The sequence below is a fragment of the Candidatus Mycobacterium wuenschmannii genome (genome assembly GCF_030252325.1).
Lineage (GTDB): Bacteria > Actinomycetota > Actinomycetes > Mycobacteriales > Mycobacteriaceae > Mycobacterium > Mycobacterium wuenschmannii.
In genome coordinates this window covers 497,531-520,100 of the sequence record NZ_CP126981.1, presented here as the reverse complement: position 1 = coordinate 520,100, position 22,570 = coordinate 497,531, and the positions used below count along the sequence as shown (strand labels likewise).

Annotated in this window: 23 protein-coding genes; 8 read left to right on the top strand and 15 right to left on the bottom strand. The window is 68.2% G+C overall.

Annotated features, from left to right (window positions below):
• Positions 1-7 precede the first annotated feature (7 nt).
• A complete protein-coding gene (locus PT015_RS02625) occupies positions 8-2,056 on the bottom strand; it encodes an LGFP repeat-containing protein (protein WP_285188592.1) in 2,049 nt (682 codons plus the stop codon).
• Positions 2,057-2,452: 396 nt separating this feature from the next.
• Positions 2,453-3,613 carry an acyl-CoA dehydrogenase family protein gene (locus PT015_RS02620; RefSeq protein WP_285188591.1) on the bottom strand — a complete coding sequence of 387 codons (1,161 nt, stop codon included), beginning with the start codon at positions 3,611-3,613 and terminating at the stop codon, positions 2,453-2,455.
• Between the two features lie 96 nt (positions 3,614-3,709).
• On the opposite strand from PT015_RS02620, the gene PT015_RS02615 reads away from it, so the two are divergent.
• The 3 genes from PT015_RS02615 (at position 3,710) to PT015_RS02605 (ending at position 6,555) form a co-directional block, all read left to right on the top strand.
• Positions 3,710-4,216: a hypothetical protein gene (locus PT015_RS02615; protein ID WP_285188590.1), complete on the top strand. Its 507-nt coding sequence runs from the start codon at positions 3,710-3,712 to the stop codon at positions 4,214-4,216.
• Positions 4,217-4,598: 382 nt separating this feature from the next.
• Positions 4,599-5,342, top strand: a complete 744-nt coding sequence (locus tag PT015_RS02610; RefSeq protein WP_285188588.1) for a hypothetical protein — start codon at positions 4,599-4,601, stop codon at positions 5,340-5,342.
• 433 nt (positions 5,343-5,775) lie between these two features.
• A complete protein-coding gene (locus PT015_RS02605; protein ID WP_285188586.1) occupies positions 5,776-6,555 on the top strand; it encodes a hypothetical protein in 780 nt (259 codons plus the stop codon).
• A 66-nt stretch (positions 6,556-6,621) separates the two neighbouring features.
• Here PT015_RS02605 and hflX read toward each other — a convergent pair whose 3' ends face one another.
• The 6 genes from hflX to PT015_RS02575 form a co-directional block, all read right to left on the bottom strand.
• Positions 6,622-8,031, bottom strand: coding sequence for a GTPase HflX (gene hflX, locus PT015_RS02600; protein ID WP_285188585.1), 1,410 nt, complete (start codon positions 8,029-8,031; stop codon positions 6,622-6,624).
• Positions 8,032-8,077: 46 nt separating this feature from the next.
• Positions 8,078-8,950 (bottom strand): diaminopimelate epimerase, encoded by an 873-nt coding sequence (gene dapF, locus PT015_RS02595; RefSeq protein WP_285190892.1) that lies wholly within the window; start codon positions 8,948-8,950, stop codon positions 8,078-8,080.
• A 25-nt stretch (positions 8,951-8,975) separates the two neighbouring features.
• The gene (gene miaA / locus PT015_RS02590; protein WP_285188584.1) at positions 8,976-9,881 is read right to left on the bottom strand and encodes a tRNA (adenosine(37)-N6)-dimethylallyltransferase MiaA; all 906 of its coding nucleotides are present in this window, start codon (positions 9,879-9,881) and stop codon (positions 8,976-8,978) included.
• A complete protein-coding gene (locus tag PT015_RS02585; protein ID WP_285188583.1) occupies positions 9,878-10,564 on the bottom strand; it encodes a class III extradiol ring-cleavage dioxygenase family protein in 687 nt (228 codons plus the stop codon). The genes miaA and PT015_RS02585 overlap by 4 nt, the downstream gene beginning before the upstream one ends.
• 9 nt (positions 10,565-10,573) lie before the next feature.
• The gene (locus PT015_RS02580) at positions 10,574-11,473 is read right to left on the bottom strand and encodes a DMT family transporter (RefSeq protein ID WP_285188582.1); all 900 of its coding nucleotides are present in this window, start codon (positions 11,471-11,473) and stop codon (positions 10,574-10,576) included.
• Positions 11,474-11,552: 79 nt separating this feature from the next.
• On the bottom strand, positions 11,553-12,467 hold the full coding sequence (locus tag PT015_RS02575) for a DMT family transporter (protein WP_285188581.1): 915 nt from the start codon (positions 12,465-12,467) through the stop codon (positions 11,553-11,555).
• A 254-nt stretch (positions 12,468-12,721) separates the two neighbouring features.
• Between PT015_RS02575 and PT015_RS02570 the strand changes: the two genes are divergently transcribed.
• On the top strand, positions 12,722-14,044 hold the full coding sequence (locus PT015_RS02570; RefSeq protein WP_285188580.1) for a DUF349 domain-containing protein: 1,323 nt from the start codon (positions 12,722-12,724) through the stop codon (positions 14,042-14,044).
• On the opposite strand, the gene PT015_RS02565 is transcribed toward PT015_RS02570, so the two are convergent.
• From PT015_RS02565 to recA, 4 genes are all read right to left on the bottom strand, one after another.
• A complete protein-coding gene (locus PT015_RS02565) occupies positions 14,041-14,640 on the bottom strand; it encodes an Rv2732c family membrane protein (RefSeq protein WP_285188578.1) in 600 nt (199 codons plus the stop codon). The two genes, PT015_RS02570 and PT015_RS02565, sit on opposite strands and share 4 nt — an antisense overlap.
• Entirely contained in the window at positions 14,637-16,079 is a 1,443-nt protein-coding gene (gene miaB / locus PT015_RS02560; RefSeq protein ID WP_285190891.1) for a tRNA (N6-isopentenyl adenosine(37)-C2)-methylthiotransferase MiaB, read from the bottom strand. Before miaB ends, PT015_RS02565 begins: the two co-directional genes overlap by 4 nt.
• A 133-nt stretch (positions 16,080-16,212) precedes the next feature.
• Positions 16,213-16,740 (bottom strand): recombination regulator RecX, encoded by a 528-nt coding sequence (gene recX, locus PT015_RS02555; RefSeq protein WP_285188576.1) that lies wholly within the window; start codon positions 16,738-16,740, stop codon positions 16,213-16,215.
• A complete protein-coding gene (recA, locus tag PT015_RS02550; RefSeq protein WP_285188574.1) occupies positions 16,706-17,758 on the bottom strand; it encodes a recombinase RecA in 1,053 nt (350 codons plus the stop codon). The genes recX and recA overlap by 35 nt, the downstream gene beginning before the upstream one ends.
• A gap of 548 nt (positions 17,759-18,306) precedes the next feature.
• Between recA and PT015_RS02545 the strand changes: the two genes are divergently transcribed.
• Positions 18,307-18,702, top strand: coding sequence for a helix-turn-helix domain-containing protein (locus PT015_RS02545; protein WP_285190890.1), 396 nt, complete (start codon positions 18,307-18,309; stop codon positions 18,700-18,702).
• Positions 18,695-19,438 carry an nSTAND1 domain-containing NTPase gene (locus PT015_RS02540; RefSeq protein WP_285188572.1) on the top strand — a complete coding sequence of 248 codons (744 nt, stop codon included), beginning with the start codon at positions 18,695-18,697 and terminating at the stop codon, positions 19,436-19,438. The genes PT015_RS02545 and PT015_RS02540 overlap by 8 nt, the downstream gene beginning before the upstream one ends.
• A gap of 1 nt (position 19,439) precedes the next feature.
• On the opposite strand, the gene PT015_RS02535 is transcribed toward PT015_RS02540, so the two are convergent.
• Positions 19,440-19,634, bottom strand: coding sequence for a DUF3046 domain-containing protein (locus PT015_RS02535; RefSeq protein WP_285188571.1), 195 nt, complete (start codon positions 19,632-19,634; stop codon positions 19,440-19,442).
• A 13-nt stretch (positions 19,635-19,647) separates the two neighbouring features.
• Positions 19,648-20,805, bottom strand: a complete 1,158-nt coding sequence (locus PT015_RS02530) for a glycosyltransferase (protein WP_285188570.1) — start codon at positions 20,803-20,805, stop codon at positions 19,648-19,650.
• Positions 20,806-20,922: 117 nt separating this feature from the next.
• On the opposite strand from PT015_RS02530, the gene PT015_RS02525 reads away from it, so the two are divergent.
• Positions 20,923-21,342: a limonene-1,2-epoxide hydrolase family protein gene (locus PT015_RS02525; RefSeq protein ID WP_285188568.1), complete on the top strand. Its 420-nt coding sequence runs from the start codon at positions 20,923-20,925 to the stop codon at positions 21,340-21,342.
• Between the two features lie 4 nt (positions 21,343-21,346).
• Positions 21,347-21,736: a DUF5313 domain-containing protein gene (locus PT015_RS02520; protein WP_285188566.1), complete on the top strand. Its 390-nt coding sequence runs from the start codon at positions 21,347-21,349 to the stop codon at positions 21,734-21,736.
• Positions 21,737-21,742: 6 nt separating this feature from the next.
• On the opposite strand, the gene pspM is transcribed toward PT015_RS02520, so the two are convergent.
• Entirely contained in the window at positions 21,743-22,564 is an 822-nt protein-coding gene (gene pspM, locus PT015_RS02515; RefSeq protein ID WP_285188564.1) for a phage shock envelope stress response protein PspM, read from the bottom strand.
• Between the last annotated feature and the right edge of the window lie 6 nt (positions 22,565-22,570).

The window sequence follows — 22,570 nt, the reverse complement described above, 5'->3', positions numbered from 1 at the left end:
TCGCCGGTCAACCGGCCCGGTGGAATCCATTCGCCTTGGCGACTTCTTCACTGGCAAACCAGATCTCTGCCGGTGTGTCGTCGTACAGCTCGCTGTCGGGCATGTAGTACAACCCTGAGCTGGCGTTGGCTTTGACGACGTAGCCGTCCGGCACCTGGTACGGGTCGTCCATCGGCAGGTGAATCGCCAACTGCCCCGGCGCAATTCGCGCGATCGGCACGGCCTCTGTGACGAGCGCGTCGTCGTCTGCCGCCGCCGCATGCCGACCGCCGCGGACATCGTCGGCCACCGGAATTCCGGTCGGGTCGGTGTCGACGTCGTCCGAGTCCTCGTCGAAATGCTCATCGGCGTCGTGGTGCGGGTCGTCGTCGTGCTCGACATCGTCATCGTGCTCGAAGTCGTCGTCGTGACCGAAATCGTCGTCCTGTCCGAATTCGCGGAACTCGGAGAACTTTTCGGTGCTGTCGGCTTCATCGTCGGAGAGCAGTTCGTCGACCAGGCTCCTGTGCTCCGGCGGCGCCCACGCGCTGGACGACTGACTGGGCAGCCGCACGGTTCGCGGACGCGGCGGCCGGTAGTCCTTGGCCAGGCTCGACGACGCCAATTCGCTGTCACCCTCGGGCGACCATTGGGAGACCGACTCGGTGACGGGCTCGTATGCGGCGTCGTCCGAGTGGCCGATGGCGTCGCGCTTGACGGCGCGACGGCGACCAAACGAGCGCATCAGCAACGCCAGCACACCAATCAGCAGCAACGCCCCGACCCCGACCGCCAGCCACACCCAGTGGCCGGACAGCCAACTGCCTCCGGCGTTGGGGGTCGCGGAGTTAGCCGGCGTCTTCTGCCCCGGCACCTGAAGGCCGGACAGCGCCGACGCCAGGTTGGCCGGCTGAGTGGTGAAGGTGTTCTTCGTCTTGTTCCATGCGATCTGGCCGCCGGTGAACTTCTGCGTGATCACGTCCTTGGCGATGGTCTGGTCGGCAATTGGCGCACCGAGCTTGCCGGTCGCGCCCAACAGCTTGTCCCACGCGGTCTTGATCGCCCCGCGCACCACGTACGCGCCGTGATCTCCGCTCCAGAAGATGATCGGCTTGTCGTCGGCGGAGAATGCGCTGACCTTGCTTGCGGGCTTCAGGCCGCCGTCGGCCTCGTTGGAGATGGGGAAACCGAGATCGCTTTTAGCGGGTCCGCCGAGTGCCTCGTACTTGGTCAGGATGTCGGTCTGGACGGCATTCGCACCGGTCGCAGGACTGAAGAAAATTTTGCCGCCGGCGAAGTTCTGGGCCAGCCCGTCCGCGCCGATCGGATATTGGTCGCCTTGCTTGGCTCCCAGCGGACCGGCGGCCCCACCGGCGGCCCGCCACGCCATGTTGATGTCGGCGGTCGGGTCGACCGGCACCTGCAACCCGCTGAGCTGGCCGGCCAGGTCGGGTGGGACGGTGGTGAAGGCCTTGGTCAGCCGGTTCCAGGACACCTTGCCACCGCTGAACGCCTGGGTTGCGAGTTCGCCGTCGTAGGTCTCGTCGCCGATCGGAACACCCAGTGCGCCACCGGAGCTGCCCAGCTTGTCCCACGCCGCGTTGATCGCACCGCGCACGACGAAGGCCCCGTGGTCGGCGGTCCAGTAGATGAGCGGCTTGTCGCTGGCCGAGAAGGTGCTGACCCGGCTGTCCGGGCCCGCCAGGCCGCGAACTTCGCTGGTGATGGGAAAGCCGAGGTCGGAAGCGGCCGGCCCACCGAGCGACTCGTACTTGTCGAGAATCGCGCCCATCATCGATCGGGGTCCGCTGGCCGGCGTGAAAAACATCTTGCCGTGCACGAAGTCCTGGGCGAATCCCTGGCCCGCGACGTAACACTCCCCCTGTTTGGCGCCTAGGTCGGAGGTGTCCCCGCCGGCGTCTTTCCAAGCCGCGGTGATGGCGTTGTCGGCGTCGCCGATCGGTGATGCGCTCGCGGCGGGGGTCAGCAGGGCCGCGCAGGTGAGTGTCACTGCCAGCGCCACCAGGCCACGCGTCGAGCGCGCGAGGATGCCCGATCGTTTTCGCTGCGTTGTCATCCCGCCCTCCCGCGGCCGCCGAACCCGAATTCGGGGCACAGTTTCAACCGCCCCGCGGATCGCCCAGCTCTGCTGCAGGCGACGACCGCATGGGAAGTCATACAGAGACCCTACGGAATGGTCATCGTGTCGATGCCGAATTGCGGTCCGTTGGGCCGGTTTGTGTCGTTCGGCCTTCAGATTACGGTCCGTAGCTGTAGAAACGCACATCGCGGCACAAATAGCCGCCCGATCTGCGCTGACCGAGTTCGCACGCGCGCCTGAACTGGGCAGGGACCACCGGCGACGATTTGCCGGATTGGCCTAGTCCGCAGCCACTTTTCGACGGAGCCGCGTTGCGCGCAGGACGGCACGGAGTGCGCGCAAAGGTGATTCGCGCGCAATCAATTCCCGTGGTCAGACACCGAGGCTGCGACCGATGATTTCCTTCATGATTTCGGTCGTGCCGCCGTAAATGGTCTGCACGCGCGCGTCGAGATACGCACGCGCAACGGGGTATTCGCGCATATAGCCGTATCCCCCGTGCAACTGCAGGCAGCGATCGATCAGGTGCACCTGCTTCTCGGTGGCGTACCACTTGGCCATGGCGGCCTGCTCGACCGTCAGCTTCTCTTCGAGGTGCAGTGCGACGAATTCGTCGACCATGATGCGCACGACGGTTGCCTCGGTGGCCAGTTCGGCGAGTAAGAATCGGGAATTCTGAAAACTGCCGACCGGCTTGCCAAAGGCCTTGCGCTCCTTGGTGTACTCCACCGTCTGCTTGAGCACCTGCTCCATCGCGGCCGCGGCCATGATGGCGATCGAGATCCGTTCCTGCGGCAAGTTCTGCATCAGGTAGATGAAGCCCATGCCCTCTTCACCGAGCAGGTTCTCGGCGGGCACCTCGACGTCGGTGAACGACAATTCTGCGGTGTCCTGGGCATCCAGGCCGATCTTGTCCAGGTGCCGGCCTCGCTCGAAGCCCTTCATGCCACGTTCGACTGCCAGCAGCGAAAAGCCTTGCGCGCCTTTGTCCGGGTCGGTCTGCGCCACGACAATCACCAGGTCGGCGTTGATGCCGTTGGTGATGAACGTCTTGGAGCCGTTCAGCACGTAGTGATCGCCGTGTTTGACGGCGCGGGTCTTGATGCCCTGCAGGTCGCTGCCGGTGCCGGGCTCGGTCATCGCAATCGCGGTGATGAGTTCGCCGGTACAGAACTTCGGCAGCCAGCGCTGCTTCTGCTCTTCGGTGGTCAGGCTCATCAGGTAGGGCGCGACGATGTCGTTGTGCAGACCCCAGCCGATGCCGCTGTAGCGGCCGTAGGTGGTCTCCTCGGTGATGATGGTGTTGTAGCGGAAGTCGGAGTTGCCACCGCCGCCGTACTCCTCGGGGATCGACATTCCAAGAAAGCCCTGCTTACCGGCTTCCAGCCACACGCCGCGGTCGACGATCTTCGCCTTCTCCCACTCATCGTGGTACGGGGCGACGTGGCGTTCCAGGAACGAGCGGTACGACTCGCGGAACAGATCGTGCTCGGGCTCGAACAGTGTGCGCTGGTATTTGATGGCGCTACCCATGAGATGCCTCCGGCGGGGTTGGGAACTCTGCGCCCAAGATATACCAACCGGATGGTTGGTAGGTCGGGGCGCCGTCCCGGGCCTACAGTCGTCGGGATGGACGAGACGATCCTGGTGCAGGAACTCGGGCAACTGCTCGAGTTCTCCTACACCGACATGCTGTGTTACGCCGGTCCGTTCTCCCGGGCCGGCGTCGCCAGCGCGCTCAAGGTCCTGCAGCGGGCTTTCGCCGCGCTGTCCCCCAACCACCCGCCGCAACGTCGATCGATCGTCGTCCGCGCGGCGTTCGACGAACCGGGCATCCGCGACGGCATCGAGGCAGTGACGCGAGCTGTGACCGACGGCCGCTACTCGATCGATTCCGGCCTGGTCCGTCCCGGCCGCGGCCGCATGCTGCAGGGCTTCGTCTTCCAGGCCACCGTCAACGGCCGGACCGCGACCCTGATGATGCGACCCGGCTTCATCACCGAGGAGTTCTTCGCGCTGGCCGGCAAGGCCGAGCGCGACCAGGCCGAAGAGGCACACTTCGACAACCTGAACGTGGAGATGGCGCGCCACATCTTGGCGGCCTCCGCGGAAGACGTCTATGAGCTTCAGCTGTAAACGCCCGACGCGCCGCTCTCCTCTCGCCGCCCGATAGGGAATGCCTCCCGGACGACTCCGAGTCTGAGAAAAAGGTTAGAACCCAACCGGCATCCTCAGCCGCCGCTGCCAGCGTTCCAGGCCACTTGCCGTCGCGCCAAAAATCCTTCTAGCAGCACTGTTTAGCTCACAAAAAATTCCTAAAGTTTGTCGGCCAAGTTCATACCTATTACAAATATGAGCTGTACCTTACAGAAACCTGAGATTCATCAGGTGTCCGAGGGGAGGACGGAGCGATGGCCAGCCGGCGGCACTACAGATGTGGTGGATGCGTCGCGGCCTCGGATGGCTCGAGTGGCACTTGCGCCGCCAGCCCACCATCAATCACGGGGAAGGTACGACCATGCACGCAGTAACGAAACGGGCGATCATCGGCACCGCCGCGATCGCCGCGGCAGGACTCTTCGGGTCACTGCCGTACAGCGGCTCGCCGGTGGCCGAGCAGGACGCGCCGTCGGTGCAGCACCACGACGTCGCGCTGGTGGACGCCGTCAGCGACGCCGAAATCGCCTACATCAACGCCATCGCCGTCGATGTGGTGCACCCGAATGGCTTCGAGGACTCGGTGTGGACCGCCTTCGAGCCGCACGGCAACGAGTTCTTCGACTCGACCGGAGCCGGCGGCATCTTCCCCGTCGAAGGGACCATCGGCGGTGTTCCCGTCGAGGTGGGCGGCTACCTGAACGTCTTCGACGGCGGAGCGACCCAGCTGTACGACGGCTACCTGGCCAGCACCACGGCCCTCCTGGACGAGATCAACGGCCTGTTCGGCGCGCAGGCTGCGGACCAGCCGTTGCTGCTGGCCGCTCTCCAGGCCGACTACATCGGGGACCTCCCGAGCACCCTCGCCGTGGGACCCAACTTCGACGCGGTGCTGTCAGCGCTCGGCGGAACCGACGACCAGGCGGCATTGGCCGACTTCGGGAACTACTTCGAGTACTTCCTGACCAACTTGCCCAGTTTCTCGACGGACGGGTATCTCTCGACGACCGACATCACCGCGCTGTTCACCGATCTCGACAAGGTCGGCATGCAGCTGTTCACCGACTTCAGCGCCTTGGTGACGGGGCTGTTCGGCTCGCTGTAGCACTGCCGGGGGGAATAGACAGAGAGGCGCCGGAGTGGGGGCTCCGGCGCTTTTCTGTCTCCGTGGCCGCTGACCCGTGACACCGAACTTACGAACCTCGTCTACACCACTTTCCCGGGTTTTGATACTGAGAAACTGCTTTCAACGCGCTTCAACCGCGTTCGAAGTCTCGAAAACGTTCAAATAAGCTTCTTAACTGGGCTTTTAGCTGCTCAAAAAAGATTCAAGGTATCCGGCGATATCGCTGTACTCGTACAAAGCTTAAGTTGTAGCTTAATTTCACCTGAGAAACCTCAGGTGTCTTTAGGGGGAGGACGGGGGCATGGCCAGTCGGGGGGCAGCTGCAAGCAGCGCAGCAGTCGCGTGGTGGTCAGAACGTCTCGCTCGGCATCAGCGCCGGCAGCCCTCCTTTATCAACGGGGAAGGTAAGACCATGCACGTTGCAACAAAACGGTCGCTCATCGCGGCCGCAGCAATCACGGCGGCGGGACTGTTCGGGTCGCTGCCGTACGAAGGCGCATCGGTGGCGCAGCAGGGCGTGCCGACGGTGCACCACGACGTCGCGCTGGTGGACGTGTCGCAGTCAGCTGCGGACGCCGCGGCGGCCGTCGACTACACCCCGCTGCTCAACGCGGAGGAAGCGGTCAACACCACGCTGTACAACCTTTCGGTGGGCGACAACGGCCTGTACGAGACGCTTTACAACTCGCTGGGCGCCGATCTGTCGGAAAGCCTGCTGCAGACCGACGGTAACGGCGGCATCTACGAGGCGTTCGGCGGTGAATACCTCAACATCTTCAACGGGGCGGCAACCGCGGGCTACAACGGCTTCATCTCCAACACCCTGGCGTTCAACGCCGAGCTGAACAACATCCTGGGTGTGCCGATGGACGACTCGCAGGCGGCACTACTGGTCCAGTTCAACGACCTGTTCGTCGGCGCCGTGCCGGCCACCCTCGGCGACCCCGAACTGGGAGACAGCTTCATCCCGGATCTGGTGGCGATCGCGAACAGCCAGTACACCCTCGCGTCTAACGACCTGATCGAGTACACGCAGAACCTGTTCACGAACTACACCGACATCCTGGACAGCTTGACCAGCGTCAACCTGGGCGACCTGCTCACGGACCTGACCTCCGGTCTGACAACGCTGACCGAGGGCCTGACCGACAACATCAACGATCTGATCAACGCGATCATCACGTTGTTCTGATCCAGGGAGGAAATCAGAAGGCGCCGGGGCGGGGGGCTCCGGCGCTTTCTGCTGTTCGGGGTCGTCTCAGGTGACAAAGAACGGGCGCAGGCTGGCGGCCAGCGCAACCGGGACCCGCGCCTTGATCCGAGTGCCGTCGCCGATGTGCTCGGTCTCCTGTACGCGGCCGTCGGCGTGCACCCGCGATACCAGATCGCCTCGGTCGTAAGGGATTACGACGTCAACCGCGGTGTCGGTGGGCGCCGCCAGCTCGGACATCCGGGTGCGCAGCGTTTCAACGCCGTCGCCGGTGCGCGCCGAGACGAACACCGCGTCCGGCAGCGCACGCCGCAGCTTGGCCAAACCCAGACCGGTTGCGGCGTCGATCTTGTTGACCACGATCAATTCGGGCGCCGGACCACTGTGGTGGTCGGCGAACACCTCGGAGACCACCTGGTGCACCGCGCTGATCTGCGCCAGCGGGTTGACGTCCGAGCCGTCGACGACGTGCACGAGCAGGTCGGCGTCGACCACCTCTTCCAATGTCGAACGGAACGCCTCGACGAGTTGCGTCGGCAGATGCCGGACGAAGCCGACGGTGTCGCTGACCACGTAGGCGCGCCCGTCGTCGAATTGTCCACGGCGCGTGGTGGGTTCGAGGGTGGCGAACAACGCGTCCTGCACCAGCACCCCGGCGCCGGTCAGCGCGTTCAGCAGGCTGGACTTGCCGGCGTTGGTGTAGCCGACGATCGCGATCGAGGGCGCGTCGCTGCTGCGCCGACGGCTGCGCTGGGTGTCACGGACCTGCTTCATGTCGCGGATCTCGCGGCGCAGCTTGGACATTCGCTCGCGGATGCGACGACGGTCGGTCTCGATCTTGGTCTCACCGGGCCCACGCAGACCCACGCCGCCGCCGCTACCGCCGGCTCGACCACCCGCCTGCCGCGACATCGACTCACCCCAACCACGCAGGCGCGGCAGCATGTACTCCATCTGCGCCAACGACACCTGGGCCTTACCTTCGCGGCTGGTCGCGTGCTGGGCGAAGATGTCGAGAATCAGCGCGGTGCGATCGATGACCTTGACCTTGACCGCCTTCTCGAGCGCGGTCAGCTGCGCCGGCGAGAGCTCACCGTCGCAGATGACGGTGTCGGCCCCGGTGGCCGAGACCACGTCGCGCAACTCGGCGGCCTTGCCCGAGCCGATGTAGGTCGACGGGTCGGGCTTGCTGCGGCGCTGGACCATTCCCTCGAGCACCTCCGAGCCCGCGGTCTCGGCGAGCGCGGCCAATTCGGCGAGGCTGGCGTCGGCGTCGGCGGCGCTGCCGTCGGTCCACACGCCGACCAGGACCACCCGCTCGAGTCGCAGCTGGCGGTACTCGACCTCGGAGATGTCGGTGAGCTCGGTGGACAGCCCGGCGACGCGGCGGAGCGCTGCGCGGTCGTCGAGCGCGAGGTCGCCGGTGCTGGGGATGTCCGGAAAGTCAGGAGATGTCATAGGCAACTAATCATGGTGCCCGTCGAGGCGGCGGCACGCATCCGATTTAACCGAGCGCGCCGCGCCACCATTCCTCGCTCAGCTCGCCGTGGGCCACCAACACCGACGGCCCACGCAGGTAACTGGTGGCCTCGGTGACGGTGACGACGACGTCGCCACCGGGCACCCGCACCGTCAGGGTGCCGGTCGTCGCGCCGCCGTGCGACAGCGCGGCGACGGCGGCGGCGACGGTTCCCGTTCCGCAGGAACGGGTTTCGCCCACCCCCCGCTCGTGGACGCGCATGCTGACCGCGCCGTCGACCGGCGCGGTGAGGATCTCGACGTTGACGCCGTCGGGAAACTGGTCGCGGTCATAGCTGACCGGCGCCGCGACGTCCAACTCCCCCAACGCCTCGACGGTCAGCGCGGAGTCGACGCACGCCAGGTGCGGGTTACCGACGTCGACCGCCAGCCCATTGAAGGTCCGGCCGCCGACCACGGCCTGCCCCGGGCCGAGCCGGTTGGCCTTGCCCATATCGACCCGCACGTCGGCGTAGGTCCCATCGGCGTGGTGCAGCACCACGGGTCGCGGGCCGGCTTGCGACCCGACGACGAACTCGTCGCGGGTCTCCAGCCCACTGGCCCGCAGGTAGTGCGCGAAGACGCGCACGCCGTTGCCACACATCTGGGCGATCGACCCGTCGGCGTTGCGGTAGTCCATGTACCAGTCGCCCGCGTCGACGCCGTCGGGAATCCGGTCGACAACCCCGGCGTTCAGCGCGGCCGTGGCGGTGGTGACTCGCAATACGCCGTCGGCGCCCAGGCCACGGCGACGGTCGCACAGCGCCGACACCGCCTCCGGCGTCAGCGTGAGCGCGGCGTCCAGGTCCCGCAGCACGACGAAGTCGTTCTGCGTGCCATGGCCTTTCGCGAAGATCATCTGCGCCACGGGCCGGTTCACCCGCTCAGGATACGTGGCGCCACTGAGTCAGCGCCGCCTCGGCGTTGCCGTCGGCGGCGGCATCCATCCAGTGGATCCGGTGATCGCGACGAAACCAGGACCGCTGACGGCGCACATAGCGACGCGTGCCGATGAACGTCGGCTCCCGGGCGCCGTCGCCGTCGCCGCCGGCGTCGAGGTTGTCGAGCACCTGCGCGTAGCCGAGCGCCCGCGAAGCGGTGACGCCGTCGCGCAGCCCGCGTTCCAGCAGGGCGATCACCTCGTCGACGAGGCCGTCGGCGAACATCGTGTCGGTGCGCTGCTGCAGCCGCTCGTCGAGAAGCTCTGTGTCGCCATCCAATCCGATGATGAGGGTGTCCCAGCGCGGTGTTCCGATGACCGGGGCCGACGCGGCGAACGGCTGACCGGTCAGTTCCACCACCTCGAGGGCCCGCACGATGCGCCGGCCGTCGGTCGCCAGGATCGACGCCGCCGCGGCGGCGTCGCGGGCGGCGAGTTCGGCGTGCAATGCGCTGACGCCGACCTCGGCGAGGCGCTGTTCCCACTTCGCCCGCACCGCCGGGTCGGTGGCCGGGAACGACCACTCGTCGAGCAGCGATTGGATGTAGAGCATCGAACCACCGACCAGGACCGGCACGTTGCCGCGCGCGGTGATCGCCTCCACGTCGGCGGCGGCGTCGCGTTGATAGCGAGCGACGGTTGCGGTGGCCGTGACGTCGAGGACGTCGAGCTGGTGGTGCGGGATGCCGCGGCGTTGCGCGACGGGCAGTTTCGCGGTGCCGATGTCCATCCCGCGGTAGAACTGCATCGCGTCGGCGTTGACGATCTCGCCGCCGATGCGGTCCGCGATGTCAAGGGCCAGTTGCGATTTGCCGGTTCCGGTCGGGCCGACGATCGCCAGCGGCCTCACGGCTGCCAGACGCCGGCGACATATCCGACGCCGTAGGGCGCCGCGCGGTACAGCTCCTTCGCCGAGCGGGGTGCCGGCTCGGTGAGCCCGGCCAGGACGCCGAACGCGACCCGCCCCGTGACCTGCGGCGGCAACGGGGCCAGCGCGGACACGTCGCCGGACGCGAGCGCCTCGTCGAGGGCGTTCTGCACGTCGACGTCGGTGGGTTGGTAGCCCCCGGGGGCGGGCGGGGTCAACGTGTTGGCGCCGTCGGCGACGATGAGCACCCCGGTCGGCTCTCCCGCTGCGTCGATCTCGGCGCGCAGCCGGTGGCCGATCTCGACCGCGGCCCGGCTGTCGTGCCGGTCGGCACAGACCCGGACTTCCGCGTGCGCGTCGGGCTGAGCCTGCGCGCGAAGCCAGCCGGCGAGCAGCGCGCAGAGCGGCATCGGGGTCGGATCGCCCGTCGCCCGAGGCGACAGGCTGACGGGCACATCTACCCCGAAACCCGCGAACGTCCCCACGCTGCCGGAACCGAAGGTCACGTCGGCGGCGCCCACCCCGACGACGATCCACCGCGGCGGCAGGGTGGCCGCCGCGGCGATCATCGCCGCCCGCAACTCGGCGACCTCGTAAGCTGCCGCGCCGGCGAGCTCGGGGACCAGCACCGGCGCTGACGGAACGATTGCGATGGCGCTCAGCACGCCATCAAACTAGCGGGTCGGCGTCACGGCGGCGAACGTGTCGGTGTGCGCCTCGACCGCCTTCGCCTCGCCGCGCGCCAGCGCCGCGGTCGCCAAGATCATCACGGTGACCGCGACCACGAGGGCGAACACCGTGTGCTCACCGTGCTGGATGGTCTCCCCGAGCACGAAAACCCCCAGCAGCGCGCCCACCGTCGGCTTGGCCACCGTCATGGTCGGCATCGAGACGTTGAGCGGTCCGCCACGATAGGCCGACTGCTGGAACACCATTCCGGCGACGGCGGCCCCGATACAGGCATACAACTCCGGGGTGGCCAGGACCGCCAGGATCCCGCCCTCGGCCGCCTCGACCGCGCCTTTGACCAACACCGCGAACAGCGCCAGCGACGCCCCGGACACGGCCGCCAGCAATACCGCCGCGATCGCCCCGTCCGGCCACAGCCGCGCCCCGAGCAGACACAGGCCCACCAGCGGTCCGGCCACGGCGGCCACGATCAGCCATGTCTGCAACGACGCCCTCGAGTGCCCGGCCACCGGGTTTCCGACGGTCACAACCACCGCCAGCGCGGCCGCCAGGATCGCCGCCCAACTCCAGTCCCACCGGCTCACCGGAGCCCCGGTCATCCGGGCATACAGCGGCAGAGCGAACAGCAGCGCCGTGACCTGCAGCCCGGTCACCAGGATCACCGAGCCCAGGCTCAGCGCGCCGGCTTGCAGACCGTAGTTCGCGACCGCGGCAACCGCCCCCAACCGCCAGTCGCGGTTGCGCCACGACATGAAGAACAGAGCGAGGTAGCCGACCCGCTCCTCGGTGACCTCGTGCGCGGACCGCTGCCGCGCCACGTTGCCCAACGCCGACGCGAAGGCGGCGGCCAGCGCCAGCACGACGGCGATATCTGATTTCGGCACGGCTCTACCCCCTCACGTCCACTCTTCCCCGCCACGGTACTGACGTCGGCCGCGAAAACATCGGCGCGGCGCGGCTGCGCTACTGATTCGTCGGCTGTTTCTCAGGCGCGGCCACGTCCTGGCCGGTGCCCGCCGCCATGGTCGCCGCCTCGCCGCGGGCCAGCGCGATCGTCGCGATCACCACCAGCACCCCGGCGACGATGAGCGCCAACACCTTCGGGCCGGTGGTGCCCAGCGTCTCGCCTAGCACCAGAACGCCGAGCAGCGAGGCCACCGTCGGCTTGGCCACCGTCACCGTCGGCAGGGACGCGGTGAGCGCTCCCGCGCGAAATGCCGACTGCTGGAAGATCATTCCGACCAACGCGGCGGGCAGCAGGCCGTAGGACTCGGGCGCCCGCAGAAACGCCCCGAAGCCTCCCGAGGCCGCGCCGACGGCACCCTTGGTCAGCACCGCGAACAACGCCAGCGCCGATCCGGCCACCACCGCCAGCAGCACCGGCGCCGCCACGCTGCGCGCCCAGATCCGCGCGCCCAGCACGCAGAGCACCAGAATCGGGCCCATCACCGCGATGACGATCAGCCAGCTGCGCAGCGAGGCACGCGCCACCCCGGCGTCCGGATCGCCGACGGTCACCAGCACCGCCAGCGATCCCGCCAGCAGCACCGCCCACGTCCACTCCCACCGGGTGACCCGGTGGTGTGCCAGGCGCGCGTAGATCGGTAGCGCAAACAGCAGCGAGGTCACCTGCAACGCGGTCACCAAGATCACCGAACCGAGCGCCAGCGCAACGGCCTGCAGGCTGTAGTTGGCCACGGCGCCCATGCCGCCCATCCACCACCGCGGGTCGCGCACCGACAGCCAGAACAATTCGAGGTGACCGACCTCCTTGTCGGTGACCTCCTGGGCCGATCGCTGACGGATGACGTCGCCGATCGCGGACGCCAGCGCGGCGCACAACGCGATCAGTGCCGCGACATACTCCGCCGTCGTCATCGTTCACCGCCTATTCATCGCTGGTTTCCGTCAACCAGACTAAGGGCGGACGGCCACCGCTCGCCGGTTACGCCTCGCCGTCGGCCGCATTTCGGCCTGCGCGACGGCCCCGAGCCGCCAACTCAGAACGCTGCGGGCGACAAGCTGCTTCAATATCTGGTGGGGTGCGGACGTGCGCACCCCGTGTCGACGGCGCCGCTGAGCGCGGCAGATGCGCGGCCACCAACCGCGCGAAGGGTAGGTAACGGCAGTTCATGACGCCTGACGAGCCAGACAACCAGCCCCGGCCCACCCCGCGGCCGGGACCGCGGCCCGGTCCGCGGCCGACGCCAGGTCCGCATGCCGCCCACCCGGTGGCGCTGTCCGCGCCCACGAGCGACCCGCACAAGTTCGGCCGTGTCGATGACGACGGGACGGTCTGGCTGATCAGCTCGGCCGGCGAGCGCGTCGTCGGATCCTGGCAGGCCGGCGACACCGAGGCGGCGTTCGCCCACTTCGGGCGGCGCTTCGACGACCTGAGCACCGAGATCGGGCTGCTGGAAGAGCGCCTGACCGCAGGCACCGGGGATGCTCGCAAGATCAAAGCCACCGCCGCGGCCCTGGCGGAGACGTTGCCCACCGCGAACGTCCTCGGCGACGTCGACGCGCTGACCGCCCGCCTCACCGGCATCGCCGAACACGCCGACACCGCCGCCGCCGCGGACCGCGCTCGTCGTGACGAACACCGCGCCAGCCAGACCGCCCGGAAAGACGCCCTGGCCGCCGAGGCCGAGGAACTGGGCAACAACTCGACGCAGTGGAAGGTCGCGGGTGACCGGCTGCGCGCGATCCTCGACGAGTGGAAGACCATCACCGGGCTCGACCGCAAGACCGATGACGCGCTGTGGAAGCGCTATTCGGCGGCCCGCGAATCCTTCAACCGGCGGCGGGGATCGCATTTCGCGGAGTTGGACCGCGAGCGGGCGGGGGCCCGCGAGGCCAAGGAGAAGCTCTGCGTCAAGGCCGAAGCGCTCGTCGACTCGACGGAGTGGGGTCCCACCAGCGCCGAATTTCGGAAGCTGCTGGTGGATTGGAAGGCCGCCGGACGGGCGGCCCGCGACGTCGACGACGCCCTGTGGGCCCGCTTCAAGGGCGCCCAGGACACGTTCTTCAAGGCCCGCAACTCCGCGACCGCCGAGCGGGACGCCGAGTTCACCGCGAACGCCACGGCCAAAGAGGCGCTGCTGTCCGAAGCCGAGCGGATCGACATCGGCAACCCGAAGGCGGCCGCCGCGGCACTGCGGAACATCGGCGACAAGTGGGACGCCATCGGCAAGGCGCCGCGGGAGAAGTCGGCCGACCTCGAGCGGCGGTTGCGCGCGGTCGAGAAGAAGGTGCGCGACGCCGCCGAACCGTCCGGGCCCGACCCCGAGGCGCAGGCGCGGGCCGACCAGTTCCGCGAGCGTGCCGAACAGTACGAGCGCCAGGCGCAGAAGGCCGAAGCAGCGGGCCGTGCCAAGGAGGCTGCCGAAGCCAAGGCCAACGCCGAGCAGTGGCGGCAGTGGGCCGACGCCGCCAAAGACGCGCTGAAGCGTTAGCCCGCGCCCGGCCCTTCGCCGTTGGTCGGCCGGGGGTTGTCGAGAGTGTCGAGCAGCGTCCGGGACTGCACCTCGGCCGCGGATTGACGGCGCTGCTGCTCGGCGGCGAGTTGCACGATCGTCCGCGACCACACCACCCGGGCCCAGTGGAAGGTCAGCATGATGACGGCGATCCACGCCACGATCAACCCGACGCCGGGACCCGGCTGCCCGTGGGCGACCGTCTGACGCGACCAGATGGCGAGCAGCCCGGCGGCGCTGGCCACCGCGGAACCCGCCAGCGCCACCCAGGCCAGCGCCCAGCGGCGGGTGAGCAGGGCCAGCATCGAGAACCCGACGCCGAAAACCAAAGCCAGCCAACTGAATACACGCGACGGCAGCGCGATGGCCGCCTTGCCGGCGCCGTGCGAGCCGAACAGCACGTCCCAGCCCCGCACGTCGCCGGTGTGCGGCAGGACGAAGGACCCGATCAGCACGAACACCAGGATCGCGACCACCAAAGCCCGTGCACCCGGCTCTATTTCGCGCGCGATGCGGCGCTCGGCCGCCTCGATGTCGTCGCGGAAGGCGTCGAAGTCGCCCTGCTGGCCGCTCATAGCGTGCACCCCTTTGTCTGTGTCGACGTCGCCGGTCGCCCGATCGTCGGCATGCCGAGGGTCGTGCCGGAGGCCCGCGGGCGCAATCCGGCCGCGTGCGCATCGCCGGCGCGGGTGCGCCGGTAGCTGAGAATCTCGCCGTCGGCGATCAGATGGTGCGGTGCGGCACGGGTCACCGTCGTGGTGACGATGTCACCCGGGCGCACTTCCCGGTCGCCGGGCGCGAAGTGCACCAGCCGGCCGTCGCGCGCGCGGCCGCTCATCCGCGCGGTGCTGCTGTCCTTGCGGCCCTCTCCGGTGGCCACCAGGAGTTCGACGGTGCGGCCGATCTGATTCTGGTTCTCTTCCCAGGCGATCTGGTCCTGCAACTCGATCAGCCGGTCATAGCGTTCCTGCACAACGGCTTTCGGGAGCTGGTCGGCCAACTCGGCGGCCGGGGTGCCGGGGCGCTTGGAATACTGGAAGGTGAAGGCCCCCGCGAAGCGGGCCTGACGGACCACGTCGAGGGTGGCGGCGAAGTCGTCCTCGGTCTCGCCGGGGAACCCGACGATCAGGTCGGTGGTGATCGCCGCGTGCGGCATGGCCGCGCGCACGCGGTCGATGATGCCGAGGTAGCGCTCGGCCCGGTAGGACCTGCGCATCGCGCGCAGCACCCGGTCTGACCCTGATTGCAGCGGCATGTGCAGGGTGGGGCAGACATTCGGGGTGTTCGCCATCGCCTCGATGACGTCGTCGGTGAACTCGGCGGGATGGGGCGAGGTGAAGCGCACCCGCTCGAGGCCGTCGATACGGCCGCACGCGGTGAGCAGTTCGGCGAACGCGCCGCGGTTGCGGGGAATGGCCGGGTCGGCGAACGACACCCCGTAAGCGTTGACGTTCTGGCCCAGCAGCGTCACTTCGAGCACGCCGTCGTCGACCAGCGAGCGGACCTCGGCCAGAATGTCGTCGGGGCTGCGGTCGACCTCCTTGCCGCGCAGCGACGGGACGATGCAGAACGTGCAGCTGTTGTTGCATCCGACCGAGATGGAAACCCATGCGGCGTAGGCTGATTCACGCGCCGCGGGTAATGCCGACGGGAATTCCTGTAGTGATTCGGCGATTTCGACTTGGGCGACCCGGTTGTGCCTGGCCCGCTCCAGCAGCGTCGGCAGCGACCCGATGTTGTGCGTGCCGAAGACGACGTCGACCCACGGGGCCTTGCGCAGCACGTCGTCCTTGTCCTTCTGCGCCAGGCATCCGCCGACCGCGATCTGGAAATCGGGGTTGCTGCGCTTGCGCGGAGCCAGGTGACTGATGTTGCCGTACAGCTTGTTGTCGGCGTTCTCCCGCACCGCGCAGGTGTTGAACACCACCACGTCGGCGTCGTCGCCGCCCGAGGCGCGCTCGTAGCCTGCCGCTTCGAGCAGGCCCGCCAGCCGCTCCGAATCGTGGACGTTCATCTGGCAGCCGTAGGTGCGGACCTCGTAGGTACGCGACGGCGCCAGCGGCGCCACCGCGGGCGCAGCGTCCGATTCCACCGTCGAAGTCACTGGGCCATGGTACGGCGGGGTGACGTCGCGGCGTTCGGCCGACCTAGACGCGACGGCGCTCCCGCTCCCCCGCCAACTCGACGCTGACCACGTCGAAGGCCATGCTCTGGTTGAAACCACGGCGCGCGAGCATCGCCACCAGGCGGCGGGTGACCCGGGCGTCGGCCGCCTCGTCGCTGAGGTTCTCGCGCCGGAGCTTCTTGCGGACGAGTTCTTCGGCCCTGCCGCGCTCGGCGGCGGGGTTGATGCCGCCGAGCACCGAGGTGATCACCTCTTTGTCGACGCCCTTGGTGTGCAGCTCAGCGGCCAACGCCCGCTTGCCTTTTCCGGCATTGGCCAGCCGCGAGTGCACCCACTGCTCGGCGAAGTCCACATCGTCGAGCAGTCCGACCTCGGTGAGCCGGCCCAGCACGCGGTCGCTGACATCGTCGGGGTAACCGCGCTTGGTCAGCTGGCCGGCCAACTCGGCCCGGCTACGGGCCCTCGCGGTGAGCAGGCGCAGGCACAACGCCCGCGCCTGCTCGTCGCGAGATGGCTCAGAAGTCGACGGGAGCGGGGAGGGGCTCGACATTGGCGGGCTCGTCGGTCAGCACGGCACCGATGCCGAGCTTCTCCTTGATCTTCTTCTCGATCTCGTTGGCCACGTCGACGTTCTCCAGCAGGAAGTTGCGGGCGTTCTCCTTGCCCTGCCCCAACTGCTCGCCCTCGTAGGTGAACCACGACCCGGACTTGCGGACGAAGCCCTGGTCCACACCCATGTCGATGAGCGAGCCCTCGCGGCTGATGCCGCGGCCGTAGAGGATGTCGAACTCGGCCTGCTTGAACGGCGGCGACACCTTGTTCTTGACGACCTTGACCCGGGTGCGGTTACCGACCGCGTCGGTGCCGTCCTTCAGCGTCTCGATCCGCCGCACGTCCAGACGCACCGACGAGTAGAACTTCAGCGCCTTTCCACCCGTGGTGGTTTCGGGCGAGCCGAACATCACGCCGATCTTCTCGCGCAGCTGGTTGATGAAGATCGCCGTGGTGCCCGAGTTGCTCAGTGCGCCAGTGATTTTCCGCAGCGCCTGGCTCATCAACCGGGCCTGCAGGCCGACGTGGCTGTCGCCCATTTCGCCCTCGATCTCCGCACGCGGCACCAGGGCGGCGACCGAGTCGACGACCAGGATGTCCAGGGCGCCCGAGCGGATCAGCATGTCTGCGATCTCGAGGGCCTGCTCACCGGTGTCCGGCTGGCTGACCAGCAGCGAGTCGGTGTCGACTCCCAGCCTGGCGGCGTAGTCGGGGTCCAGCGCGTGCTCGGCGTCGATGAACGCCGCGATGCCGCCGGCGGCTTGGGCGTTGGCCACCGCGTGCAGTGCGACGGTGGTCTTACCCGACGACTCCGGGCCGTAGATCTCGACGATGCGGCCGCGGGGCAGTCCGCCGATGCCGAGAGCCACGTCCAGCGAAATGGATCCGGTGGGGATGACCGAAATCGGTTGGCGCACTTCGTCTCCGAGGCGCATCACCGAACCTTTGCCGTGACTCTTCTCGATCTGGGCCATCGCCAGTTCGAGTGCCTTTTCGCGGTCTGGGGCTTGTGCCATGGTGCTACCTCTCGGTGTAGTCGTTGTTCTCCGGTGACCGGTGTTGGTCGATTGGCCGTGACGTTAAAGCAGCCCTCCGACAAGTCGGCATCTGTCGAACGATCACCACAGTAGCGAACAGGTGTTCGAAAGCAAGCAGGCGCGCCGCCGGGCGTGTTTCCGGCGCGGCGACCCGCGTCGAGCTCGCGAAGTCGGGCAGGGTAAGCAATTAGCCGAGTGTCAATGCAGCGTTCTTGTATCGGCCAACGGCGCCCCCTTAGGGTTGTGGCCGGTCTGGACCCGGCGCCGTCGGCGCGCCGATCCGGCGACACCGAGGTCGCGCAAGGTCGGGGCTTCAGCACATCTTTCGTGCAGGTCGTCGACCGCGAATACAGGAAGGTCCGAAAGCAATGGTTGAGAAGAAGCCCGCCGTAGACGACGCCGTGCCGACCGCTCCGGTCGACCCGCAGGCCAACCGCCCAACTCCCCCGCCGGTGGCGTCGAACGGTGCCGCCAAGGCTCCGGACGACGGCGAGGCGCCGGCGATCGTCGGCGCCGCCGAAGCGGCCATGCACATGTTCGACGCGGCCATCGAGGCGTTGCCCGACCAGAAGGACAACACCTTCGTCAAACGAGCCGATGTCATCCTGACCGGCCTGCGCAAGCTCGAGGCGTCGCTGTCGCTGGCGGCCAGCCGCAGCCGTGCCACCCCCTCGGTCGTCGTGGCGCTGAGCCAGGCACGCCGGAGCTACGCGACCCTGATGAAGCGCGCCGCACTCGCGCCGTCCGCCTCCCTCGGCCAGCAGATCTATTCGGCCCGGCGCGGGGCCGACCTGACCATCCAGGAAGCGGCCAACGGCGTCGGGCTGCGCGCCGACCTGCTCGAGGCCATCGAGAACGGTGAGCCGACCACCCCGGAGGAGACCTCCAAGATCAAGGCTCTGATCGCCGCGCTTGATGGCTGATTTCCCGGAGCCGAACGGACGCCCGAGCATCGTCGACGCCATTGTCGACGACGTACTCTCGGCCGACCCCGCCGAGCGGGAGCGTCAACTCGAACTGCTCCGGGAGGCATTCATCCCCCGGCTGGCCACCATCGGCGGCGACAACCAGTACGTACACCGGGTCGCGCGCTGGAGCGAGCTTCCCGAAGCCGGGCAGCCACTCATCGATGCGCTGGTCGCCAAGCATCTCCTGGTCAAGGAGCGGCGCGGCGTCGGGGACAGCGGCGAGGTGGGCGAGGTCTTCGTCGAGGTCGCCGAGGCGAGCCTGCTGCACGACTGGACCGAGCTGCACGCGTGGCTGCGCGAGCGACGGCACAACCTCAACACCGCCGACGACCTGCAGCGTTACGCCGCCGAATGGGAGGCCGGGAACCGTCACGCCAACTGGCTGATGTCCGGAACCCGTCTCGCCGATGCCGAAACCCTCTCCGACACAACCGAATTCGCCGATCAGGTGGCACACACCCGCGACTACCTGAAGGCGTCGCGGCGCAACGAGAACATCCGCCTGGAGCACGAGGCCCGACACAGCCACGATGCGCTGGCCGCCGCGGTGAAGCAACTGGACGCGGCGCAGACACGCGCTGCCGCGGCGCACGAGCAGGCCATGGCGCTGAACGGGCGCGTCCGCCTACTTCAGGTGGCGCTGGTCGCCGCCGTGATCGTCGCGTTGATCGCGATCATCGCCGCGCTGTAGCTCACCACTGCTCGCGGGGCACGTCGAAGTCGGAGCACAGCGCCCGCCAGACGTCGCGCGGTTCGATCCCCGCCTCGATCGCCTGCTCGGCGGTGCGTCCCTCGAATCCGGTCAGCACGTGATCGGCCAATACCGAGGCGCCGTAGGTCGCGCCGAATCGCAGGGTCACCCGTTCGTTGAATTCCGTCAGACGCACCCCGCCAAGCTACCTACCCGGCGGACGCCAGCGCCTGATGGCACACCCGCACCGGATCGGCCACGTCGCCCGCCCCGGCCGCGGCACGGCGGGCGGCGTCGCGGTAGCCGGGTGCCGACAGCACATCGGCAACCGCCTCGGCCAGCGCGTCGGCTGTCAACGGGCGCACCAGCCGCCCGCTGCCGTGCCGCACGACGCGGTTGGCGATCTCCCACTGATCGCCGCCGCCGGGAACCATCACCACCGGGACGCCGGCCAGCAGCGCCTTGGCCACGATGCCGTGGCCGCCGCCACAGATCGCCACGTCGGCGCGGGCGAGCAGATCGTCTTGGCGGCCCAGCCCGGCGGCGGCCCACGACGGCAGGCTCAGCTCCGGACCGCCGAGTCGCGAGATCACCACGCGGACGCCGAGGGGGCCCAGGCATTGCAATGCCGTCTCGGCCATGCCCGTCGTGCCGGTCGTCGCGGTCGACGGCGCGACCATGACCACCGGACCCGAACCCGGCGGGATCGCGAGCGTCTGCTCGGTCGGCTCGAAATGCAGCGGGCCCACCAGCACGGCGTCCTCGGGCCAGTCCGGCCGCGGCACCTCCAGGGCGGGCAGGGTCGCGATCAGCATCCTCAGCGGTCCGGGATCAGTTGCCGGCAAACCGATTTCGGTGCGTACCTGGGCGCGCTGCCGATCGCCGATGCGCACCGACCGCGCCGTCAGCCTGCGCATCGTGGCGTCGCGCAATCGGCCGCGCAGCCCGGTGCCGGGCGCCAGCCCGCTGCCGATCGGCGGCAGCCCCACCGACGGCCGGTAGAGCGGATGCGGGTCGAGTTCGACCCACGGAATCCCCAGCAGTTCCGCGGCCATCCCCCCGCACGCGGTGATGACGTCGGAGACCACCAGGTCCAGCCCCATCGACTGCAGCTGCGGGCGGTTCAGCACGGCCATCCGCGCCGCGCGCTGGTGAATCTTCGCCCCGGCATCGCCGTCGTCGTCGTCCGCGGTGGGGTCGAGGCCGACCAGCTCGACCGCATCGACGCCCACCGCTCGTGCCGTGTCCAGCCACTCGGTGCCGGTCAGCAGCGTCGGGCTGTCGCCGGCAGTCAGGAATCGCCGGCACAGGGCGATCGCCGGAAAGGCGTGCCCGGGATCCGGCCCGGCCACCACCGCGACGCGCATCGCCCTACCCTGCCACAGCGGCTGTGAGCGTTGACTCTGCGTCCAAGGCGTGCGCTACTCGCACTTTTGCGCCATGGACGCAGAATCAACATGGCTCCACTCGCCTACGCTGTGATCATGACCGAGCAGACCATCGAGAACACCCGCGTTGTGGAGACCGTCCTATACGCACTACAGGACGGTGACCTCGACGCCGTCAGCGCCGGACTGGCCGAAAACCTCGTCTACGAGAACGTCGGATTGCCGACCATCCACGGCCGCCGCCGGGCAATGAAATTGTTCTCGGCGACGGGCGACGGCGGCTTTGAGGTGAAGATCCACCGGACCGCCGCCGACGGCGTCGCCGTGCTCAACGAGCGCACCGACGCGATCGTCCTCGGGCCGCTGCGGCTGCAGTTCTGGGTGTGCGGCGTCTTCGAGGTGCACGACGGGCAGATCACGCTGTGGCGCGACTACTTCGATTTCTTCGACATGTTCAAGGCGACCCTGCGCGGCCTCGCCGGCGTGGTGATCCCGTCGCTGCGGGCCTCGCTGTAGAGCGATGAGCGACAGCGCTTCCCGGCCTAACGCCGTTCAGTTCATCCGGTACTGCTGCGGCGGGCAGTTGCCCGACTCGATGCGGGACTGGGTGCGCAACGACCTGACCGGTAAAGGCGCGACGGGCCGGATGATGCGCCGGGTCGCGGTACCGGCGGTGCTGGTGCTCGCGCCGTTCTGGCTGATTCCGACGACGCTGGACGTGCATCTGAGCATGACGCTGCCGATCCTGATTCCGTTCGTCTATTTCTCGCATGCGCTGAACAAAGTCTGGCGCCGGCACATGCTGCAGGTACACGGGCTCGACCCGAAACTGGTTGACACGCAACGCAGTAAACGCGAAGAGCAAATGCGTAGGTCCTACATCGAGCGCTACGGCCCGCGGGACGAGTAGCGCGACCTACGCCCGTCGCGGCGCGCGACCGAGTTCGTCGAACGCCTGCGCCCAGCCGATCAGCCGATCGGTGGCACCGCTGAGCTCGTCGCGGTACCGCTGCCGCGATGCGGCAAGTGCGGCATTGCAGTCCGCGTTCGCGGACGACACCAGTTGCGCCGCGGCGGTGACCATCTCGTTGTACTGGCGGACACCGGCGCTCAACTGCGCGGTGAACGCGTTGATCGTGGGCGCGAGGTACGACCGCGATTGCGGGGTCCCGTGGGCCGCCCGCTCCATCGACACCACTTCGGCGGCGGTGGCCGCCATCGCGGCCGAGCTTTGTTTGGCCGCGGTGGTCAGGTCTCGAATCTCGGTGTCGGGCAACATGTTGCCGCGTTCCATCACCCCCAACAACGAGAAGAAGCCGCGCTCCGAAGCGCCGAGCGCGTACATCGCCGGTCGCGCCGCCGAACTCGGCGGTGGCAGCCGCCGGATGTTCGTGGGCCGCTGGGCGGGCAGCGGATCGGCCTTCAGCCAGCGGTAGCGGATCAGCAGCAGGGTGGCGGTCATCGCCTGTGCGACGGCGACTCCCCCGGTGATCTGCAGCAGCAGTGCGAACCAGCCCCACGCCGCAAGGATCGCGGTCACCGCGGCCCAGAACACCGTCCCGGCGGCGAAGATCAGCCCCCAGCGCAGCGCGCGACGCCGGCGTCGTAGCTGTCGTTCCCGCGGATCGGTTGCGGCGCTGATCTTTTGAAACACCAACTCCGAGATGTCGCTGGCCGTGTCGAGACCGCGCAGCAGCAGGCTCCGTAGGAGACCGCTGCGTTCGGACGGCACCGCCATGCGCTT

What these genes read in the sequence shown, in the direction of transcription:
- PT015_RS02625 (WP_285188592.1), bottom strand. Translation starts at nt 2,056, where the DNA reads ATGACAACGCAGCGAAAACGATCGGGCATCCTCGCGCGCTCGACGCGT.
- PT015_RS02620 (WP_285188591.1), bottom strand. Translation starts at nt 3,613, where the DNA reads ATGGGTAGCGCCATCAAATACCAGCGCACACTGTTCGAGCCCGAGCAC.
- PT015_RS02615 (WP_285188590.1), top strand. Translation starts at nt 3,710, where the DNA reads ATGGACGAGACGATCCTGGTGCAGGAACTCGGGCAACTGCTCGAGTTC.
- PT015_RS02610 (WP_285188588.1), top strand. Translation starts at nt 4,599, where the DNA reads ATGCACGCAGTAACGAAACGGGCGATCATCGGCACCGCCGCGATCGCC.
- PT015_RS02605 (WP_285188586.1), top strand. Translation starts at nt 5,776, where the DNA reads ATGCACGTTGCAACAAAACGGTCGCTCATCGCGGCCGCAGCAATCACG.
- hflX (WP_285188585.1), bottom strand. Translation starts at nt 8,031, where the DNA reads ATGACATCTCCTGACTTTCCGGACATCCCCAGCACCGGCGACCTCGCG.
- dapF (WP_285190892.1), bottom strand. Translation starts at nt 8,950, where the DNA reads ATGATCTTCGCGAAAGGCCATGGCACGCAGAACGACTTCGTCGTGCTG.
- PT015_RS02575 (WP_285188581.1), bottom strand. Translation starts at nt 12,467, where the DNA reads ATGACGACGGCGGAGTATGTCGCGGCACTGATCGCGTTGTGCGCCGCG.
- PT015_RS02570 (WP_285188580.1), top strand. Translation starts at nt 12,722, where the DNA reads ATGACGCCTGACGAGCCAGACAACCAGCCCCGGCCCACCCCGCGGCCG.
- PT015_RS02565 (WP_285188578.1), bottom strand. Translation starts at nt 14,640, where the DNA reads ATGAGCGGCCAGCAGGGCGACTTCGACGCCTTCCGCGACGACATCGAG.
- miaB (WP_285190891.1), bottom strand. Translation starts at nt 16,079, where the DNA reads ATGAACGTCCACGATTCGGAGCGGCTGGCGGGCCTGCTCGAAGCGGCA.
- recX (WP_285188576.1), bottom strand. Translation starts at nt 16,740, where the DNA reads ATGTCGAGCCCCTCCCCGCTCCCGTCGACTTCTGAGCCATCTCGCGAC.
- recA (WP_285188574.1), bottom strand. Translation starts at nt 17,758, where the DNA reads ATGGCACAAGCCCCAGACCGCGAAAAGGCACTCGAACTGGCGATGGCC.
- PT015_RS02545 (WP_285190890.1), top strand. Translation starts at nt 18,307, where the DNA reads ATGCACATGTTCGACGCGGCCATCGAGGCGTTGCCCGACCAGAAGGAC.
- PT015_RS02540 (WP_285188572.1), top strand. Translation starts at nt 18,695, where the DNA reads ATGGCTGATTTCCCGGAGCCGAACGGACGCCCGAGCATCGTCGACGCC.
- PT015_RS02530 (WP_285188570.1), bottom strand. Translation starts at nt 20,805, where the DNA reads ATGCGCGTCGCGGTGGTGGCCGGGCCGGATCCCGGGCACGCCTTTCCG.
- PT015_RS02525 (WP_285188568.1), top strand. Translation starts at nt 20,923, where the DNA reads ATGACCGAGCAGACCATCGAGAACACCCGCGTTGTGGAGACCGTCCTA.
- PT015_RS02520 (WP_285188566.1), top strand. Translation starts at nt 21,347, where the DNA reads ATGAGCGACAGCGCTTCCCGGCCTAACGCCGTTCAGTTCATCCGGTAC.
- pspM (WP_285188564.1), bottom strand. Translation starts at nt 22,564, where the DNA reads ATGGCGGTGCCGTCCGAACGCAGCGGTCTCCTACGGAGCCTGCTGCTG.